The sequence below is a fragment of the Rhizobium sp. R635 genome, assembly GCF_002211285.1.
In the GTDB taxonomy this organism is placed as follows: Bacteria; Pseudomonadota; Alphaproteobacteria; order Rhizobiales; family Rhizobiaceae; genus Rhizobium.
The window spans coordinates 40,813-59,356 of sequence record NZ_LOKX01000017.1 but is presented as its reverse complement, the minus strand read 5'-3'; the positions used below and the strand labels follow the sequence as shown (position 1 = coordinate 59,356).

The 18,544-nt window shown below is 61.0% G+C and carries 16 protein-coding genes and 1 tRNA gene; 8 read left to right on the top strand and 9 right to left on the bottom strand.

Features of this window, described 5'->3' with window-relative positions:
* Nucleotides 1–37 precede the first annotated feature (37 nt).
* On the bottom strand, nucleotides 38–760 hold the full coding sequence (locus tag ATY78_RS14995) for a YoaK family protein (RefSeq protein ID WP_088683113.1): 723 nt from the start codon (nucleotides 758–760) through the stop codon (nucleotides 38–40).
* 205 nt (nucleotides 761–965) lie between these two features.
* On the opposite strand from ATY78_RS14995, the gene ATY78_RS14990 reads away from it, so the two are divergent.
* The 3 genes from ATY78_RS14990 to ATY78_RS14980 all read left to right on the top strand — a co-directional run bounded on the left by ATY78_RS14990 (nucleotide 966) and on the right by ATY78_RS14980 (nucleotide 2,948).
* Nucleotides 966–1,817, top strand: coding sequence for a helix-turn-helix transcriptional regulator (locus tag ATY78_RS14990; protein ID WP_088683112.1), 852 nt, complete (start codon nucleotides 966–968; stop codon nucleotides 1,815–1,817).
* Nucleotides 1,818–1,855: 38 nt separating this feature from the next.
* Nucleotides 1,856–2,398, top strand: coding sequence for a YbhB/YbcL family Raf kinase inhibitor-like protein (locus tag ATY78_RS14985; protein WP_088683111.1), 543 nt, complete (start codon nucleotides 1,856–1,858; stop codon nucleotides 2,396–2,398).
* 190 nt (nucleotides 2,399–2,588) lie between these two features.
* Entirely contained in the window at nucleotides 2,589–2,948 is a 360-nt protein-coding gene (locus tag ATY78_RS14980; RefSeq protein ID WP_245313582.1) for a carboxymuconolactone decarboxylase family protein, read from the top strand.
* Between the two features lie 14 nt (nucleotides 2,949–2,962).
* Here ATY78_RS14980 and ATY78_RS14975 read toward each other — a convergent pair whose 3' ends face one another.
* The gene (locus ATY78_RS14975) at nucleotides 2,963–4,114 is read right to left on the bottom strand and encodes an ROK family transcriptional regulator (RefSeq protein WP_088683109.1); all 1,152 of its coding nucleotides are present in this window, start codon (nucleotides 4,112–4,114) and stop codon (nucleotides 2,963–2,965) included.
* A gap of 238 nt (nucleotides 4,115–4,352) precedes the next feature.
* Between ATY78_RS14975 and ATY78_RS14970 the strand changes: the two genes are divergently transcribed.
* Nucleotides 4,353–5,384 carry an AraC family transcriptional regulator gene (locus tag ATY78_RS14970; RefSeq protein WP_088683108.1) on the top strand — a complete coding sequence of 344 codons (1,032 nt, stop codon included), beginning with the start codon at nucleotides 4,353–4,355 and terminating at the stop codon, nucleotides 5,382–5,384.
* A gap of 81 nt (nucleotides 5,385–5,465) precedes the next feature.
* Here ATY78_RS14970 and ATY78_RS14965 read toward each other — a convergent pair whose 3' ends face one another.
* The 4 genes from ATY78_RS14965 to ATY78_RS14945 form a co-directional block, all read right to left on the bottom strand.
* A complete protein-coding gene (locus ATY78_RS14965) occupies nucleotides 5,466–6,623 on the bottom strand; it encodes an alpha/beta hydrolase-fold protein (protein WP_088683107.1) in 1,158 nt (385 codons plus the stop codon).
* A 285-nt stretch (nucleotides 6,624–6,908) separates the two neighbouring features.
* Nucleotides 6,909–7,550: a hypothetical protein gene (locus ATY78_RS14960; protein WP_190237465.1), complete on the bottom strand. Its 642-nt coding sequence runs from the start codon at nucleotides 7,548–7,550 to the stop codon at nucleotides 6,909–6,911.
* Nucleotides 7,551–9,183: 1,633 nt separating this feature from the next.
* A tRNA-Ala gene (locus ATY78_RS14950) sits at nucleotides 9,184–9,259 on the bottom strand.
* Nucleotides 9,260–9,408: 149 nt separating this feature from the next.
* Nucleotides 9,409–9,789 (bottom strand): TIGR02300 family protein, encoded by a 381-nt coding sequence (locus tag ATY78_RS14945; RefSeq protein WP_088683128.1) that lies wholly within the window; start codon nucleotides 9,787–9,789, stop codon nucleotides 9,409–9,411.
* 340 nt (nucleotides 9,790–10,129) lie between these two features.
* Here ATY78_RS14945 and cmk point away from each other — a divergent pair, with 340 nt between their 5' ends.
* Nucleotides 10,130–10,777, top strand: a complete 648-nt coding sequence (cmk, locus tag ATY78_RS14935; protein WP_088683103.1) for a (d)CMP kinase — start codon at nucleotides 10,130–10,132, stop codon at nucleotides 10,775–10,777.
* A 176-nt stretch (nucleotides 10,778–10,953) separates the two neighbouring features.
* Nucleotides 10,954–12,657 carry a 30S ribosomal protein S1 gene (gene rpsA, locus ATY78_RS14930; protein WP_088683102.1) on the top strand — a complete coding sequence of 568 codons (1,704 nt, stop codon included), beginning with the start codon at nucleotides 10,954–10,956 and terminating at the stop codon, nucleotides 12,655–12,657.
* Between the two features lie 77 nt (nucleotides 12,658–12,734).
* On the opposite strand, the gene ATY78_RS14925 is transcribed toward rpsA, so the two are convergent.
* From ATY78_RS14925 to ATY78_RS14915, 3 genes are all read right to left on the bottom strand, one after another.
* Nucleotides 12,735–14,270: a hypothetical protein gene (locus ATY78_RS14925; RefSeq protein ID WP_088683101.1), complete on the bottom strand. Its 1,536-nt coding sequence runs from the start codon at nucleotides 14,268–14,270 to the stop codon at nucleotides 12,735–12,737.
* Nucleotides 14,271–14,495: 225 nt separating this feature from the next.
* Nucleotides 14,496–15,122: a ribonuclease D gene (locus tag ATY78_RS14920; RefSeq protein WP_088683100.1), complete on the bottom strand. Its 627-nt coding sequence runs from the start codon at nucleotides 15,120–15,122 to the stop codon at nucleotides 14,496–14,498.
* Nucleotides 15,123–15,265: 143 nt separating this feature from the next.
* Complete coding sequence (locus ATY78_RS14915; protein WP_088683099.1) at nucleotides 15,266–15,475, bottom strand: SlyX family protein; 210 nt, start codon at nucleotides 15,473–15,475, stop codon at nucleotides 15,266–15,268.
* Between the two features lie 167 nt (nucleotides 15,476–15,642).
* Here ATY78_RS14915 and uxaC point away from each other — a divergent pair, with 167 nt between their 5' ends.
* The gene (gene uxaC / locus ATY78_RS14910; RefSeq protein WP_088683098.1) at nucleotides 15,643–17,058 is read left to right on the top strand and encodes a glucuronate isomerase; all 1,416 of its coding nucleotides are present in this window, start codon (nucleotides 15,643–15,645) and stop codon (nucleotides 17,056–17,058) included.
* Nucleotides 17,055–18,512 carry a mannitol dehydrogenase family protein gene (locus ATY78_RS14905; RefSeq protein ID WP_088683097.1) on the top strand — a complete coding sequence of 486 codons (1,458 nt, stop codon included), beginning with the start codon at nucleotides 17,055–17,057 and terminating at the stop codon, nucleotides 18,510–18,512. The genes uxaC and ATY78_RS14905 overlap by 4 nt, the downstream gene beginning before the upstream one ends.
* The last annotated feature ends 32 nt before the right edge of the window (nucleotides 18,513–18,544 follow it).

The following is an 18,544-nucleotide window of genomic DNA, read 5'->3' as shown; positions in this document are numbered from 1 at the left end:
TCCTATCCGATTCGACGGTAACAGGAATGCGACGGTTCTATTTCGCATGCGGGGCGGCCGAGCGATGCGGCGCGATCTTATGGTTGAAGCGCCGCTGCAGCGGCCGCGGGATCAGCATGGCGGCAAGCGCCAGCGCCATGGCGAAGAGGGAAACCAGCCACAGCGCATGCGCGCCCACCAGCCTGGTCAGGACGGCGCCGCTGACCGCGCCGAGGACCATGCCGCCCCAGGGCACGATCTGGATCGTCCATTCGAGGCGGCGGTCGCCGATGATCCAGCGGCCGATGCCGCGGCCGAACCGCGACAGCGCGCCGGTCACATAGGTCAGGCCGATCGGCAGGCCTTCGATATGCTCGACGGCGGCATTCACCATGCCCATGGCGAAAACGATCATGTAGAACCGCACCATCAGCATGTCCCGCATGGTCAGCATCGAAGCGAACGCCAGAACGAGGCCGACGCAGCCGAGCACCACGAAAATACGGCGCTGCGAGACATGGGAGACGACGATGCCCGCCGCATTGCCGAGCACGAAAACGAGGATGGCCGAGACCAGCACCGCCGCGTGATGGAGATTACCGTCGCTCAAGGCCAGCGCTGCCCGCGTCGTATTGCCCGTCATGAAGGAGACGAAATCGCCGGTCAGCAGAAGACCGGTCGCATCCGTCATGCCGGCAAGAAAGGAGATCGCTCCGACGAGGGCGACCCCGGTTACGGTTCGTCGGGTACGGATGATGCGGCGGCGTCTTGCTCTGGTCATTGGCTGATGGTCCTGAAGCCGAATCGCTGAGATTCGCCGACAAGGATAAATCCTCTCATTGAGGAATTGGCAAAGGTGAGCGGACTGACAGGAAAGATTCTACACGGATCGCCGGAACAACCCTTGTGGTCTTCGCCATCTTGGCTTCGGTCTCGCGATCTGGCAGACGGAGCTTATGAGCCATCATCGTATCGCGGGGGAAAGCATGGAGCAGGATTTTCCCATTCCAACCGGAGCCTTAATCCGACAGGGCGGACGGGCCTGTTTCTATCGCCTCGTCAATACGAGCCCCTTGCTGATACAGGTGCAATCGGGAACGAAGCTCGTCGCCGCGAACGACGAGCCTTTGCGGCTCGAGGCGGGCGCCTATGGGCTGCTGCCGGATTATCAGCCTCTGACGATGGACAACATTCCGAAGGCGCCGCAGCAGTATCAGACCGTCGCCCTTCCCGTTCCCCGGCAAGTGTTCGAGGATGCCTATGCCCGCATGGGCACGATTGCCGTGCCATCGATACCTCTTCCCGCGCGCGCTTCCGGCATGCCTGCGGAAGCGGCTGATTTGTTCGACTATTGCTGTCAGCCCGGCAATCTGGACAGGCTTCCTGTCGCCATCGCCAAGGCCCGCCTGATGGAGCTCGTCACCTGGTTTGCGCTGTCAGGCGCGGTGCTCGGCCAAAGCCGGAGCCCCCGGCTCGAGGACCGGCTGAGGCAGATGATCGAAACAGATCCGGCCTTCGGCTGGACGCTCCGGCATGCGGCGCACGCGTTCAACATGAGCGAAGCGACGCTCAGGCGCAGGCTGTCGGCCGAGAATAGCGGCTTCAGCGAAATCCTGAGCGATACGAGGATGAACCGGGCGCTTGCCCTCGTTCAAACGACCACGCTGTCCATGGCGCAGGTTGCGCTCGAAGTCGGATACGACTCGCCATCCCAGTTCGCTGCGCGGTTCAAGGAGCGGTTTGGCGTCAGTCCGCGCCATGTGCGCAACGGATCGGAGCCGTTTGAGCGGATCGGGACAGAAGTTGAGCATAGCGGGGCAGACGTGCTTTCCCGGTGACGATAGCTCTGCGGCGTCATCAACCGCAGGAAAGCAAAATGCGTTTCGTAACAGCACTTCTCGCCACGTCCCTTCTCGGCGCCACCGCCGCACAGGCCGAAATGAAGCTCACCTCCGCCGATTTGACCCAGGGCAAGCCGATGGCCGACGCGCAGGTCTTCAACGGCTTCGGCTGCTCGGGCAAGAACGTTTCGCCCGATCTCGCCTGGTCCGGCGCTCCCGAGGGCACCGAGAGCTTCGCCATCATGGCCTACGATCCGGATGCTCCCACAGGCTCGGGCTGGTGGCACTGGTCAGTGTTCAACATTCCGGCAAACGCCTCGAAGATCGCCACCGGCGCAAGCGGCGACAAGAAGCTTCCGGACGGCGCCGTGGAAGGCCGCACCGACTTCGGCACCTCGGGCTATGGCGGCGCATGCCCGCCGGCCGGCGATGCGCCGCACCATTATCAGTTCACCGTCTATGCCTTGTCGGTGGACAAGCTTCCCCTGCCGGATACGGCGCCTGGCGCCATGGTCGGCTTCTATGTCAGGGCCAATACGCTCGCTAAAGCGTCGCTCGAGGTCACCTACGGCCGCTGAGACTGGCCCCGCCTATTATTGGCCGCGGCGGCTCGCCTCGGCCAGATGCGCCCGCAGAGCCGTCGGCAGTTCCGGATCACGGATGTTTTTCCTTGACTATCTCGTCGCCCCACTGAACCTGCCCCTCCGAAACCTCTCAATCCAGGAGAATAACGTGGCTGAAAACGAGCTTTTCGAAAAGGGTTTGGAAATGCGCCGCGCCGTGCTCGGCGCCGAATATGTCGACAGAAGCATGGAGAGGGCCGACGACTTCATGATGGCCTTCCAGCGACTGACGACGGAATGGTGCTGGGGCTCCACCTGGACCCGCGAGGGCTTGGACCGAAAGACCCGCTCCATGCTCAATCTCGCGATGCTGACGGCGCTCTCGAAACCTTCGGAACTGAAGCTGCACGTCAAGGGAGCACTCCAAAACGGCGTGAGCGTCGAGGAGATAAAGGAAATCCTTCTCCACGCCACCGTCTATTCCGGAATCCCGGCCGGATTGGAGGCCTTCAAGGCCGCCCATGAGGTTCTTATTGCCGAAGGGGCGATCACCGCCGAGCGGTGAGCACCACCGCCTCGCTACAAAACGGTCTCGAACAAGGGGATCAGGGCCGCGCCGATCGCACCGGGCGCATCGATGACCTCCGCCACGGCCAGCCGCGGGACATCGCGCAACGCGCCGTGGCGAGGCAGGTTGTTGAATTCGGTCCTTTCGATGAGCATCCTTGCCAGCGAATGCGGAAGCTCGCCGCCAAGAACGATCAATGCCGGGTCGAAGACCGCGCAGATCGCGTTGATGGTGCGGTTGTGCGCAGGCGTGACGCGGTCGACCCACTCGGCAACGCCGTCCCACTCCACCAGATTTTCGTTTTTCAGATCCTTCAGCGTCAAATCGGGACGGCCCCTGGCATGGAGGTCGCGAAGCAAGACGCTGAGCGCGGGACGGTCGTCATAGTCCTGACGCCCGAACAGAACGGAATATTCGCCGGCATTGCCGAAGCTGCCGCGAAACGGCATGCCGCCGGAAACGAGGCCGCCGCCATATCCGTGAAGATGAGCGATATAGGCGAAATCCGCGACATCGCGGCCGACACCGAAAATCGCCTCCGCCAAAGCCGCGGTCCTGGCCACATTGTCTGCCCAGACCGGCAAGCCGAGCTGCTCTCCGAGCAGAGGCGCGAGATCGATCAATGACCAATGCGCGAGCGGCAGCGGGCAATTGAAGGCCGTTTCCAGCATGCGGTGGCCGGCGACCGCGAGACCGACGCCGAGAATGTCGCGCCGTTTGGCGCCGCGGCGGGCGAGAAGGTCTTCGACCGCCGCTTCGATCCGCTCCATCTCCAGGGCCAGCGACGATCCCGACTGGGCAATTTCCATATTCTCCAGAGGTTCTCCGAACCCCATGAGGCAGAGGCCGATCGAACCGACGTTCACGGAGATGCCGAGCGTCAGGCACCAATCCCTGCAGAGCGAGAGCTCCGGGCTCGGCGGCCCGGGGCGCCGGCTTTCCGATGGCGACAAGACGAGCATTCCCCGATCATGGAGCCGTCCGACGATCCTGTGCAGCGATTGCTGGGTGAGATCGAGCGGCTCGGTCAGGTCGGAGCGTTCGATGCCGGGCGATTTCCAGATCAGTCGCAAAAGATCCCGCTCATTGCGGGAGGCCACCCGCAAAGGCTGAGCGTCCCGCAGGAAATGCGGTGCGACATGGTCTAGAGGGACGTACTTCATTTTCGGATCATTTTGATTTACACTGGGGGTGTGAAACTCGTCGGAAGTGCTTTGCTTCTGCCAAACCGAGGTCCTGCCTGTCGCATCAAGATTGGCCGAGCCAGCCGGGATGAGCATTTGGGGAAGAGAAAGGGAGACTGATTCTGAGCGTTGGAAGGGAAGGATATAACCATGCCGCCCGAGATAGAAGAGGGCGTTTGGACCGGCGGGTTGTGGAAAACGGAAAGAGCCGAGCTGTATGGTATGGTTAAGATCTGATAGTTCGCGGCGCGAGCGTGACTACGGCTTCGTGCCGACCCATGAAGGCAGCGACTTCGAATCGATGGTGCAGGCCTTCACGTCGAGTTACGGAGTCTTCGGTGCGAAGCCGCTGGGTGACGAGCGAGCCTTCAACTGGGCGGGGGACTTGAGAGCCGGCGGGCCGCTGACATCGCTTCACTCGGTCTATCCGACATCCTGGAAAATCCGGACGCTCGACGAGAGCCCGCAGCATCTTGCATTTTTCATTCCCCACGCGGGATCCATTGAACTGACCGTTGGCAAGAAGAGCGTCAACGGCGGACCGGGGCGGCTTCTCATGGCCAACAATCATGAGGCCGACGATCGGGTGGTCCATGGTCCGCATTGCTCGGACGTGCTTTTCCTGGATTGGAAGGTGATGAGGCGGACGCTGTTTTCGCTCCTGGAAACGCCGACCCTCGAATCGCTCGACCTCGAGCCCGTCGTGGACCTCACAACCCCGGCAGGCCGGCTCATCGGCAACCTGACGCAGACGATCATACAGGGCATGCGCAATGGCGGGCCGCTCCTTTCCTCCCCGCTTGCCTTGTCGACGATGAGCGAGGCGCTGGCCGATCTGGTGATCCGCTTCGCCCAGCACCGTCTTTCCGGTCATTTCGAGAGGAAGAAAGTATCCGCGGTTGCCCCATGGCATGTCCGACGCGCGATCGATTACATGCACGCCAACATCGCCGAGCCTTTCACCATGTCGATGGTGGCCGACGACGTCGGAATTTCACTGCGCGCGCTGCAAACCGGCTTCAAGACCTTCCGGGGAACCTCGCCAGGCGCCTACCTGCGCACGATCCGGCTGAAAGCCGTTCACGACCAGCTGCGCGATCCCCTGAACCAGCAAACCCTGCGTGACATCTGTACGACCTGGGGCTTCTTTCATCCGGGTCGGTTTTCAGCGATCTACCGCAGCGCTTTTGGGGAAAGCCCCAGAGATACGCGTCTGCGGGCTGCCGTGAGCTTTGGCGCGACGGCATGAATTCCAGCGCGTCGCAACGAACGTGATTCCTGCGACGCGCCTGTTTCATGCCACTCCTGAGGTTGCGCCGAGCGAGCCCCTCTATTTCTTGAAGGCTTTCTCCAGGAAGGCTATCAGCGACGGCCGCCAGACATCCATTTCGTGCTGGAGGTCGGGATAGTCCTGGTAGTCGTGGGCGATCTTCCTTTCGTCCAGTATCGCCTTGAGGCCGGCTATATCAGTGCCGGTGACCTGATCCTTCGTTCCCACCGTCACGGTAAAGCCGCGCAGCGCCTTGTTGATCCTGTCGGGATCGTTCAGCGCAGCCTCGACCGCCTCGTTCGGCACCGTGGTCGTGCTGACCCCGCTGAATGTCGCGATCCATCCGAAGGTGCCGAGGTGTGAAAGACCGGAAACGAGCGCCTGATATCCGCCCTGCGACAGTCCCGCGACCGCGCGCCCGTCCGCATCGTTGCGCACCCGATAATGTTTTTCTATGTAGGGAATGAGGTCTTCGACAAGCTCGCGATCCGCGGCTTCAGCGTTTTTGGGATAGAAGTTCTTCCGACGGTCGGCGCCGGGGAAATCCTCGGGAATCGCACCGGGCACATCGGTTTCGGTGTCCGGAATGACGACGATCATCGGCTCGATTTTCTGCTCCGCCAGAAGATTGTCGAGGATCTGCGGCGCCCGGCCCTGCTCGACCCAGGAGCCGACCGTGTCGCCGAAGCCGTGATAGAGATAGACGACCGGCAGAGGCTTGGAAGCGTCGCTGTAACCGGGCGGCGTATAAACATACATCTGCCGCTCCGCATTGAGCGCCTCCGAATGCAGCGTCACCAGCCGCAGGTCGCCGTGCGGAACATTGCGAATGTCGAGGATGCCGCCGGGCACCAGGACGAGGCTGGTGTTCACCTGCCGTTGCGGCTTGGGTGCGTTGGTGCCGGTATCGATGCTGCGAAACCCATCGATATTGAAATAATACTCATAGAGATTGGGCTTCAGCGGTTCGGTCCTGACGCTCCATACGCCGTCCTCGCCGCGCTTGAGCGCAAGCGGATCGCGCGCGCCGAGAACCACGGCAACAGCTTTTGCCGCGGGAGCATAGAGGCGGAAGGTGATCGACCCGTCGGTTTCGACCGACGTGACGAATTCCTTCAGCGGCCGATCCGCAGGCGGCGTAGCGGGAAGATCAAGGGCTGAGGCGGGCTGGCTCAAAATGCCACCGGCAAGAAGCAATACGGGCAGGAACACGCGCATGATAACATCTCCTCCAAAAATTTTTCAATTGCTTGGTCCATGGAAGATAGGCCTGCGGCCTGTCCGGCATGGCGCTCGGACAGGTGGTGACGTTAAACAGATTGCGCCTTTGGCGCTAGTACGTGAAGGGGCCTGGTGTAGTGTGACCAGCCATAGGTACCCCCAGGGTCTCACACAGATTGCGACCAACAACCTCGAAATTCAGGGGCACTTATGTGGAGCTGTTTAAAGAGAGCCGCGCGAGTGCTCACAAAAGCTTGCCCTATTGAGATTAATGCCCGCGAACTAATCCACGTTCGTCATTGTCGTGGGGTCAACCAAACGAGCAAGATCTGCGAGCCACGGGCTCGGGACGTAGAGGATGCCGTCCCATGCACTGACGGGTACCAGTAGTCCGTATCTGCTCACGGAAGCTCCTAGCGCAGAAAGTTCCTCTTTGCTGTACCCCCCGGTAATCATCTTCTCTGTTATCAGATTCCAGAAGTCCTTATTAAGGTCCTGAACATTTGACCCAGATGTCTGCTCTATGATTATCCCTTGGCCGATTAGCATAAGTTCGTCGCGGGTCATATGCTCAAGAATGCCAGCCCACCTCTGGAATAAGTCGCCGCTCAATGCCTTGTTCTTTTTCAGACCAGCAATAATCTGGGCAAGTATCCGAAGATTTTTCATGCTTGCGCCATCGGCCACGGCTTTCGAGTAGCGTAGCAATATGACGACGAAAGGCTCCATATCTGCCTCGACGTATTCCTCCTTTCCGCGAGACAACTCCTCAAGACATACCTCGATTGCCTCTTGTCGACGCTTTGCCACGTATCCATCAGCTAGCTTGCTAAAGAGACCTCCTCCGGGCACTAGCAGCGAAATGAGATCGCCAGCGAAAGCTGCTCCATAGCTGATAAGTTGACCGCTGGCTTCGTCCGTCATGGTGTTCGTTACCCCTCTCTCGGCACAATCAAGATTAGCCATGGGAGTCCATGATCCGCAACCTACCAATGCCATTGCGCTGATCTCAGGTGCGGCCGAAGCGGCATTTCGCAGCGGAAATGCCCATCAAGGGGTACCGAGGGAATCGCGCGGTCTGGCACGTAGGTGACCTCTGAGGTGCGCGACCCATAAATCTATTGAAGTTTGCCAAAGCGCTCCCACAATCACCCCACGTATGTCGAGTACAGCACAAATGGACCGGCCTAAAAATTAAAATAAATGGCCATAGGCGCGGATTCTCGTCCGCACGGAGTCAACGCCATTTCCATCTCGAAACCGCCGCCAGCGGTCCCGTATGAGCGAATAGCGCGACATCCATAGGGGGCGCCTTGCAGAATCGTCAAATTTGATCTAATAAAGAGTCGGGACAACTCTTCCGGAGCTTTGCTATACGCAAGTACCTTGGGAGGCGTTGAGCTTCGGCGGAGCACCTGTCGAAGAGGCGAGCTGGCCTATCCGCTTTCTTACGGGAAGGAGGATGCTATGCGCATCGCATGTCCCCTACACCGGCCAGTGTCCGTAAGGAACTACTGGCGGTTCCGCCTGGGGCAGTGGGAGCATGTTGCTTCACACTGCAGGCGCTGGCCGCGTTAGGCGCGCAGTCAGAGCCATTAGAACCCAGAACGGATATTCACCCCAATTGGCTCCGCTTAGGCGGGGCCTTTTTTGTTCGCAAGGTATCCCTCGGAACAGCATTTTCTTACTACTTTCTATGCCCCTTGACAAGAAGCGAGTTTGTTAACTTTAATTTGCATCGGGTCATAGGATAAAATATATCTTTCTTTTCAATTAGTTACAGCCTACAGATTCGGCATAGGCACATATAGGTCAATTTAGCAAGCTGTTTTTGTCCTCGGATCAGCTGCCGCGCGGCACCTGAAATGGTGCTTGCCGAATAAAAGCCTACGATTCCAAGTGCTTGAAAAGATTGAGATCGAATCATTTGGCATCTTGAGCGATGCTTGCATTCGAGATCTTGATTCCTTCCAAATGGGAACATAATAAGAACATTTCAGGGGGGGGGGGAATGGGCCGGATGGCTGCCTCCTTGTCTGCACACCAAAGACCGCTGCGCGGCCTCGACTTCACCTCTGGAAGGACATCACCACTCGAAACGGAGGAAGGCGGCGGTCGCTGCAAGATGCGCTCTGCCCGAAATTTTGTCACCTCCGAAGAGACCCTGCCATTCCTGTGGCGGCTGGTAGCCTATAGATTAGCGCTCCTAATCAACCAAAAGCCTCTTGAGGTCTTTATGGCAATTGGGGGTGTGAAGTGCTCTGTGGAGCTTTTAGGAAATTGTGTCGGCGCGGGGCCTCATTGAGCTTCAAAGCTGCAACTCAACGGCACCACATCCATAGAATCACACTTTGGGTATTTATTCGGGATGATGCGATGTTCACGAACGGTCGCTTTTAGTGTGTCGGATGGCTTAGCGCGTACAGTGACCGGCGTTTGGCAGTTGGTACCGAAACCCTCTGGGTGCACGTTATGGGTACTTTCTTGGGCACTCGAAAGTGAGAATGGCGAACGCAACGATTTGTATTTATTGCATAACTTTGAATATCGGGAAATTTGGTGGAGCTAAGCGGGATCGAACCGCTGACCTCTTGCATGCCATGCAAGCGCTCTCCCAGCTGAGCTATAGCCCCATCAAGGGTGGTCCGGCGTGGGCCGGTCCTGGGATATTCCGGAGGGCGTTTCCTCTGGAGTGGCGGCTTATTACTTGCGGTTTTCGCAGATGGCAAGCCTAAAAAATCGGCCCGGGATAATTTTTATCGTCCGGGCCGAAATGCAGCCGTCAGACTTCGTCTTCGTCGCCGGTCACGCCGATGATGTCGCTCATGTCGTCGTCATCGTCGTCTTCGTCGGCCTCGAGGAAGGTGTCGTCGTCATCGCCTTCGATTTCGACGTCGTCATCGCCCATGTCGGGGATGTCGTCGCCGCTCGCGCCGTCCTCGGCGTCCTCGAGCGAAACCAGTTCGACTTCCGTGTTTTCGGTATCGACTTCCGCAACCTCGTCTTCCTCGGCAACGTCGGCGATCGCCGAGGTTTCCTCGAAGAAGGAGAGAGGATAGGACTTGCCGGTATAAGGGGAGACGATCGGATCCCGGTTCAGATCGTAGAATTTCTTGCCGGTTTCCGGATCGGTACGCTTGGTTCCAAGTTCCGCTTTCGCCACTATAAGCCTCGTGAGAATGGCCGAACCCAAGATTCGGCAAATGCCGTTCAAGCCGGCTTTCCATCGGAATTTATAAGCCGGTCCCCTTAATCGCTGCGGCTTCCCATGTCAAAGCCAAACTTTATGATCGGCGCCGCTGGTTTTTCACATGCCGGCGGATGACCGGCCGACACGTTCATGTTAACGAGCCGAGGCAGCGGTAGAATCCGCGCCGAGATTGCCGCCGACCAGGTCACGGTTGCCGGGAAATGCGCCGCATTTACAGAGGATTGCTGGAATGTCGCTCGGTTCCCGGCCCAAGCCGCCACCGCCCGGACCAGCCGCCGCAGGGATTGATCGCATGACACTGAAGACTTTCACCATCGCCATCGACGGGCCGGCAGCCGCCGGCAAGGGCACGCTGTCGCGCCGCATCGCCGAGCAGTACGGCTTCCATCATCTCGATACCGGCCTGACCTATCGCGCCACGGCCAAGGCGCTGCTCGATGCCGGCCTGCCGTTCGACGACGAGGCTGTGGCGGAAAAGATCGCGCGGGAGGTTGAATTGGCGGGGCTGGATCGCGATATGCTGTCCAAGCACGAGATCGGCGAAGCCGCCTCGAAGATCGCGGTGATGCCGCCGGTGCGCCGGGCGCTGGTCGAAGCGCAGCGCCGTTTTGCGGCAAAGACGCCGGGAACGGTGCTCGACGGACGCGATATCGGCACGGTCGTCTGCCCCGATGCGCCGGTGAAGCTCTATGTGACGGCGTCGCCGGAGGTGCGTGCCAGACGCCGCTACGACGAGATCCTCGGCAAGGGGGGGACGGCGGATTTCGATGCGATCTTCGAAGACGTCAAGCGACGCGACGAACGGGACATGGGGCGGGCCGACAGCCCTTTGAAACCAGCCGATGATGCGCACTTGCTTGATACGTCGGAAATGAGTATAGAGGCCGCGTTTCAAGCCGCTAAGTCGATCATCGACGCCGCCTTGAGCCGAAATGCCTAAATAAGCGGTTTTCCGCGCTTCGTGCGCGGGACGCTCATGCAAAGCAAGCCTGAAATTCCGTCCAAGCGCCGGATTGCCTTCGTGAAAGAGGGCGGACTGGGTTCAGGCCCATTCAACACGAACCAACCGGCGCATACGTGGGCCTTGAAGCTATCGAAGGCCACGCAGGAGATTTTATGTCAGTAGCAACTCCCTCTCGCGAGGATTTCGCGGCCCTTCTCGAAGAGTCCTTTGCCAAGAACGATCTGGCTGAAGGCTATGTCACCAAGGGTATCGTCACGGGCATCGAAAAGGATGTCGCCGTTGTCGACGTCGGCCTGAAGGTCGAAGGCCGCATCGCGCTCAAGGAATTCGGCGCACGCGCCAAGGACGGTTCGCTGAAGGTCGGCGACGAAGTCGAAGTCTATGTCGAGCGCATCGAAAACGCGCTTGGTGAAGCCGTTCTGTCGCGCGAGAAGGCTCGCCGCGAAGAAAGCTGGATCAAGCTCGAAGCCAAGTTCGAAGCCGGCGAGCGCGTCGAAGGCGTGATCTTCAACCAGGTCAAGGGCGGCTTCACGGTCGACCTCGACGGTGCGATCGCCTTCCTGCCGCGTTCGCAGGTCGACATCCGCCCGATCCGCGACGTCACTCCGCTGATGCACAACCCGCAGCCCTTCGAAATCCTCAAGATGGACAAGCGCCGCGGCAACATCGTGGTTTCGCGCCGTACGGTTCTGGAAGAATCCCGTGCCGAGCAGCGTTCTGAAATCGTTCAGAACCTCGAAGAAGGCCAGGTTGTCGACGGCGTCGTCAAGAACATCACCGATTACGGTGCGTTCGTCGACCTCGGCGGCATCGACGGCCTGCTGCACGTCACCGACATGGCATGGCGCCGTGTGAACCATCCGTCGGAAATCCTGAACATCGGCCAGCAGGTCAAGGTTCAGATCATCCGCATCAACCAGGAAACCCACCGCATCTCGCTCGGCATGAAGCAGCTCGAGTCCGATCCGTGGGATGGCATCCAGGCCAAGTATCCGGAAGGCAAGAAGATTTCCGGTACCGTCACCAACATCACCGACTACGGTGCGTTCGTCGAGCTGGAGCCGGGCATCGAAGGCCTGATCCACATCTCGGAAATGTCCTGGACCAAGAAGAACGTTCACCCCGGCAAGATCCTGTCCACGAGCCAGGAAGTCGAAGTCGTCGTTCTCGAAGTCGATCCGTCCAAGCGCCGTATCTCGCTCGGCCTCAAGCAGACGCTGGAAAACCCGTGGGCAGCATTCGCCCGCAGCCATCCGGCCGGCACTGAAGTCGAAGGCGAAGTCAAGAACAAGACCGAATTCGGCCTGTTCATCGGCCTCGACGGCGATGTCGACGGCATGGTGCACCTCTCCGACCTCGACTGGAATCGTCCGGGCGAACAGGTCATCGAGGAGTACAACAAGGGTGACGTCGTCAAGGCCGTCGTTCTCGACGTCGATGTCGAGAAGGAACGCATCTCGCTCGGCATCAAGCAGCTCGGCAAGGATGCTGTCGGCGAAGCCGCTGCCTCCGGCGACCTGCGCAAGAACGCAGTCGTTTCGTGCGAAGTTATCGCCATCAACGACGGCGGCATCGAAGTGAAGCTCGTCAGCCACGAGGACATCACTTCCTTCATCCGTCGCGCCGACCTCGCCCGCGACCGCGACGAGCAGCGTCCTGAGCGCTTCTCGGTCGGCCAGGTCGTCGACGCCCGCGTCACCAACTTCTCCAAGAAGGACCGCAAGATCATGCTGTCCATCAAGGCTCTGGAGATCGCGGAAGAGAAGGAAGCCGTCGCTCAGTTCGGTTCGTCCGACTCGGGCGCCTCGCTCGGCGACATCCTGGGCGCAGCGCTCAAGAACCGCGGCGGCGAATAAGCCTCGTAACCGTCTCTGAATTGAAGAACCCGCCGGAGCAATCCGGCGGGTTCTTCATTTTCAGACGATAAAACCTGCTACTCCCAGCCGACCATGCGCTGATAGAGCGCGTAGACAGGATCGGCGACCGCGCTTGCCTGATGCGGCGTCGGCTCGGCGTCGATCATCCTTGGCGTCCTGCGTGCCGGCTGAGCCTCGGTCTCTTCCCCATCGGGCTCGGCATCCTCGCCGCCGGACTGCGCCTGCTGCTCATCCTCCGGAGCATCATCACGATGATGCTGATGCTGGTGGTGCGTTTCGCCGGCCGTCTCATTCGCCGGCATATCCTTGGCGAATTGATAGGGCAGCGGGGCATAGGGAAGTCCCTCGGGCATTCTTGCCTGCAGCGGCAGGTAGGGAGCCTCGGCCGGAGCGGGCATCGGCATCGGATCTGGCTGCGCGGCGATGTCTTTCGGCTGGCGGGCGGCCGCAGCCGCTATGTCCATATCCATCTGCGGCGGGCGAGGTGCTGCGGGTTGGCGCGCATCGGGCATTGCAAGCTCCGCCGGCTGCCGCGTCAAGGTTTCGGTCGCGTCGCTGATGACGGCTTCATCGAGGATCGCATCGATCTCCACCGCCGCCTCGACGGGACCATCCTCCACCACGGCTTCGATATCCTGCTCGCGGATGATGGTCGCGATCATCTCCGAGACTTCTTCGGTCATCGAGGCGACAATTCCCGCCCAGTTCCTGGGAATGACGGGATCAAGCTTTTCCGACGTCGTGCGCGGCTGGGCGACGGGCGCTTCCGTCATCTCCTCGGCCGCGGTCGTCTCCGTCGGCAGAGCTTCGCGGGTTTCGATCTCCCGGGTCGCGGATTTCTCCGGGGCCGCTTCCCTTACCGTTACCGGAGCGGACTGAGCCCGGTTTTCCGGCCGCGGCGTTTCCGGATCAGCGGCTTCCACGGCTTCGGCGACGACTGCTTCTTCGGCAGCCGCGTTCATTTCGGCCTCGATCAGCGGATCGGCTGGCGCAGGCGCCTTCTCTGCCGGCTGACGCGTGGCGGCCGGCAGGCTGCCCTCGTGCAGCTGTATTTCCGGACGTGCTTCGGGGCGCATCGGCGAAGCATCGTTCTGGCCATAGGAGCGCATGACGGCGCGGGCGGCGAGATCGCGATCCTTGTAGCGGACGATCTCGAGATAGGCGACGATGCGGGCGGCTTCCGGCCCTGTCGGGTTCTTCAGCGCTTCGGCGATCATCCGGAGCGGCAGGCTGTGGCCCTGCGCGGTCAGCTGGCGCTCGACCGCGTCGATCCTGGCGGCCGGCAGCTGCCGTATCGCATCGGCAAGCCGGGAGGCAAAGGCAAGATTGGTCTCGTCCTCGCCGCGATCCAGCGAAATCGAGCGGCCGGCCGCATCGATGACATCGAACAGGGCATCGACCATGCGCTCGCGCGCGGCAAGCAACAGAATGTTGAGCTTGCCGGCGATGGCGGAATTCAAGTCAGCCGCCTCGACCGCGTTGACGGGCGCCGGCGCGATCACCGACCGGCCGAGACCGCCCGCGGCGATCGCCGCAGTCTGACCCTGGGACGAAAAGCTTGCATTGGACGCTGCACGAACGGGAGACAACATGGCATGCCCTTTCGTAAAGTGACGATGAAAGCAGGCTCTATAAAAGGACCGCGCTCATCCGGTCCCTTGCATCCCCGCAGATCCTCCTGTCCGCATGACGCAATTCCGGCGTCAACGAATGCATAAAAATTAAAATGAATTTTAATAAAGACACCTTAACGAAACGCTAACAGCCGCGGACGGGCACATCCACGGCGATCGTCAGCAGGCAGAAAGGCAATTCGCTCAGCTGTGGGCGAAGATATCGGCCTCTTCCCAGCCGAGCAGGTCGAGCTTGGCGCGGGTCGGCAGGAACTCGAAGCAGGCCGTGGCATGCTCGAACCGGCCGTCGCGGATCAGCCGTGCCGTCAGCTTGTCGCGCAGGGCGTGCAGATAAAGCACGTCGGAAGCGGCATATTCGAGCTGCGCCGGAGACAGCGTCTCGGCCGCCCAGTCGGAGGATTGCTGCGCCTTGGAAATATCGACGTCGAGCATCTCCTTGAGATTGTCCTTGAGGCCGTGCCGATCCGTATAGGTCCGGCTGAGCCGCGAGGCGATCTTGGTGCAGAAGACCGGCGTCGTCGTGACGCCGAAAGTATGGAAGAGCACGGCGATATCGAAGCGGCCGTAATGGAAGATCTTCTGATGGGTGGGATCTTCGAGCAGGGCGACGAGATTGGGGGCCTCTTTCTGGCCGGCAGCGATGCGGATGACATCGGCGGTGCCGTCACCCGGCGACAGCTGGACGACGCAGAGCCGGTCACGCCGCGGCACCAGGCCGAGCGTTTCGGTGTCGATCGCGACCGCGCCGGTATAACGGGCGGCATCGGCCGCGGAGATATCGCCTTCGTGATAACGTATGGTGGCCGCCATGAGACTGTCTTTCGTTCGAATGCTTCCCCTGGCGCTATAGCGCAAAGGCGCAAAATGCGAAACCGCTTTCCGGCCGCTCGAACGCCGCGAGCCCTCACGGGACGCACGCTCCAGCATTTTAACAGGCGGCATTCCTGCGCGTGTCAATAATGCGGCGGGCGGGTGATCGCCGGGGCTTCCAGCGACTGCTCCTCGAGCGACAGGAAGCGTTCGGTCAAGCGATCGAGCTTGGTGCGCATCTGCTCCACGATTTTCCATTGCTCGGCGAGCTGATCGGAAAGCTCCTCGATCGTCTTTGCCTGGTGGGCCAGCATTTCCTCCAGCCGGGTGATGCGGTGCGTCTCCTCGGACATCGATCCTCCTTCGTCGGAACGGCAGAACAGATGGTTCTCCCAAACCGGAAATAGGTCGCCGCGTCAATGCTTTCGAGGCCCGCGCAAAATGCACCATCTGGTTACTGAAAGACCTTGCCGCGCCTGATGTTGTGGGATAGGCCCTTATCCATCAGGGAGGAATACTGATGGATCTAGGGAACGGCTTTCTTCATCCGGACCGGCTCTTTCCGGCCGACCCGGCAATACGGACCATCGCGCGAGACCTCTACGAGACGGTGCGCGGTCTTCCGATCGTCAGCCCGCATGGGCATACCGAACCCTCATGGTTCGCCGACGATAAGCCCTTCGAAGATGCGGCTTCCCTGCTGGTCATTCCCGATCACTATCTCTTCCGCATGCTGCACAGCGTCGGCGTGACATTGGACGAGCTCGGCGTTCCCAGGCTCGACGGTAAGCCGGTGGCTGAGGGGCGGGCGATCTGGCGGGCCTTTGCCGCGCATTATCACCTCTTCCGTGGAACGCCTTCGAGCCTCTGGGTCGACCACGCGATGTCGGCCGTGCTCGGCTGCACCGAGCCGCTGACATCGGACAATGCCGACGCGCTCTACGACCACATCAACGCCCAGCTCGCCCTTCCCGAATTCCGCCCGCGGGCGCTGCATCAGCGATTCGGCATCGAAACGATCGCGACCACCGAAGGCGCGCTCGACCCGCTCGTCCATCACCAGAAGATGGCTGCCGATGGCTGGATCGGCAAGGTGCGCACGACCTACCGGCCGGACAGCGTCACCGATCCCGATGCCGTCGGCTTCCGCGACAATCTCGTCAAGTTCGGAGAGATCACCGGCGCTGACGTGACCCGCTGGGACGGCCTGATCGAGGCGCATCGGCGCCGGCGCGCCTATTTCCGCCAGTTCGGCGCGACCGCGACCGATCACGGCGTACCCACGGCCTTTACCGCAGACCTGCCGCTTGCCGAAAAGCAGGCATTGCTCGACAAGGCGCTGAAAGGACCGCTTTCGACTGCCGACGCAGAGCTTTTCCGCGGCCAGATGATGACCGAAATGGCCGGCCTTTCGGCAGAGGACGGCATGGTGATGCAGATCCATGCCGGATCGAGGCGCAATACCGACAGCGGGCTCTTTGCGACCCGCGGCCCCAATATGGGCGCCGATATCCCGACACGCACGGACTGGGTCGGCGGCCTGAATGCGCTGCTTTCCAGATACGGCCATGCGCCGGGCCTGCGCATCCTGCTCTTCACGCTCGACGAGACGACCTATGCCCGGGAACTCGCGCCGATGGCCGGCCACTGGCCCTGCCTGATGGTCGGACCGCCCTGGTGGTTCCATGACAGCCCGCTCGGCATCCGCCGCTATCTCGACCAGGTGGTGGAGACGGCCGGTTTTGCCAATCTCGCCGGGTTCAACGACGATACGCGCGCGTTGCTGTCCATTCCTGCCCGCCACGACGTCTGGCGGCGCGAAGTCTGCCGCTTCCTGGCGCAGCTCGCCGCCGAGCACCGGATTTCCCTAGAGGAAGCCGAGATCGTCGCGCGCGAACTCTCCTATGACAATGCAAAGAAGGCCTACAAGCTGTGAGCGACAGACTGCAGAACGTGACCGGCCTTGCGCCGACGGCGAAGCTTCCCGCCTATGATCGGAATGCGCTGAAGGCCGGCATCCTGCATCTCGGCCCGGGCGCCTTCTTCCGCGCCCATTTCGCGCCCTTCACGGATGCTGCGCTCGCAGCCGCGGGCGGCGACTGGGGCATCGAGGTGGCGAGCCTGCGCACGCCCGATGTCGCGGACAATCTCTCCGCCCAGAACGGGCTCTACACGATGCTGATCCGCGACAGCGCGGGCACGGCGGCCGAGGTGGTCGGCTCGATCCTGAAGGCGCATGTGGCGCCGCGCGATCCGGCCGGCCTGCTGGCGCGGCTCGAAGACCCTGCTATCCGCATCGTCAGCATGACGGTGACGGAAAAGGCCTATGGTTTCGATCCCGCAACGGGCGGCCTCGACCTCAAACATCCCGATATCGTCGCCGACCTCGCCAACCGGCATGCGCCGCGCGGTGTCATCGGCTATCTCGTCGAGGGCCTCGCACGCCGCCGGCAGAAGGGTGTCGCGCCCTTCACGCCGCTCAGTTGCGACAACCTGCCGAGCAACGGCGCGGTGCTGAAGCGCCTCGTGCTGGAATTCACCTCCCGCATCGATGCCGACCTGCATCGCTGGATCGAGACGAATGTGCCCTTCCCGTCGACGATGGTCGACCGCATCACGCCCGCAAGCACCGAAGCGACCTATGCCGACGCCGAACGGCTGACCGGACGCAGCGACATGGCGGCGATCGAGACGGAGCCCTTTACGCAATGGGTCATCGAAGATCATTTCGTCAATGGCCGGCCGGCCTGGGAAAAAGTGCGCGGCGCGCTGATGGTCGAGGACGTCTCGGCTTACGAAAAGATGAAGCTCAGGATGCTGAACGGAGCCCATTCGCTGCTTGCCTATCTCGGTTATATCGGCGGCTATGAATTCATCCGTGACGTGATGGACGATGCGGCCCTTGCCGCCCTGGCCTACCGCCACATGCACGCGGCCGCGAGAACGCTCGATGCCGTGCCGGGCATCGATCTCGATGAATACGCCAATGAATTGATAGCACGCTTTGCAAATAAGGCGATCGCGCACCGCACCTACCAGATCGCCATGGACGGCACGCAAAAGCTGCCGCAGCGGCTGCTGGAGCCGGCATGCGAAGCGCTGGCCCATGGCGACCGGGCGGAGACCTATGCGATCGCCGTCGCGGCATGGATGCGCTATGCGATCGGCGAACACGGCAATGGCGAACGCTACGAACTGCGCGATCCCCGCGCTCAGGAAATCGCCGCCCTCATCGCCGATGTACCCCGCACCGGCCCGGCGCTCTCGGCCGCGCTTTTCACCCTTCCGGGACTTTTCCCGTCAGCTTTGACAGGACATCGGGCGTGGACGCAGGATGTATCGGACAAGCTGGAGATTCTGATCCAGGACGATCGGTTGCCGCTGTTTTGAGAGCTTGATCTTTTCTTCAGCAGAAGAGAGGG

Coding starts and splice junctions, on each gene's coding strand:
- ATY78_RS14925 (WP_088683101.1), bottom strand. CDS start 14,270: ATGTTGTCTCCCGTTCGTGCAGCGTCCAATGCAAGCTTTTCGTCCCAG.
- ATY78_RS14985 (WP_088683111.1), top strand. CDS start 1,856: ATGCGTTTCGTAACAGCACTTCTCGCCACGTCCCTTCTCGGCGCCACC.
- cmk (WP_088683103.1), top strand. CDS start 10,130: ATGACACTGAAGACTTTCACCATCGCCATCGACGGGCCGGCAGCCGCC.
- ATY78_RS14980 (WP_245313582.1), top strand. CDS start 2,589: ATGCGCCGCGCCGTGCTCGGCGCCGAATATGTCGACAGAAGCATGGAG.
- ATY78_RS14970 (WP_088683108.1), top strand. CDS start 4,353: ATGGTATGGTTAAGATCTGATAGTTCGCGGCGCGAGCGTGACTACGGC.
- ATY78_RS14965 (WP_088683107.1), bottom strand. CDS start 6,623: ATGCGCGTGTTCCTGCCCGTATTGCTTCTTGCCGGTGGCATTTTGAGC.
- ATY78_RS14975 (WP_088683109.1), bottom strand. CDS start 4,114: ATGAAGTACGTCCCTCTAGACCATGTCGCACCGCATTTCCTGCGGGAC.
- ATY78_RS14915 (WP_088683099.1), bottom strand. CDS start 15,475: ATGTCCGAGGAGACGCACCGCATCACCCGGCTGGAGGAAATGCTGGCC.
- ATY78_RS14920 (WP_088683100.1), bottom strand. CDS start 15,122: ATGGCGGCCACCATACGTTATCACGAAGGCGATATCTCCGCGGCCGAT.
- ATY78_RS14960 (WP_190237465.1), bottom strand. CDS start 7,550: ATGACGGACGAAGCCAGCGGTCAACTTATCAGCTATGGAGCAGCTTTC.
- rpsA (WP_088683102.1), top strand. CDS start 10,954: ATGTCAGTAGCAACTCCCTCTCGCGAGGATTTCGCGGCCCTTCTCGAA.
- uxaC (WP_088683098.1), top strand. CDS start 15,643: ATGGATCTAGGGAACGGCTTTCTTCATCCGGACCGGCTCTTTCCGGCC.
- ATY78_RS14995 (WP_088683113.1), bottom strand. CDS start 760: ATGACCAGAGCAAGACGCCGCCGCATCATCCGTACCCGACGAACCGTA.
- ATY78_RS14990 (WP_088683112.1), top strand. CDS start 966: ATGGAGCAGGATTTTCCCATTCCAACCGGAGCCTTAATCCGACAGGGC.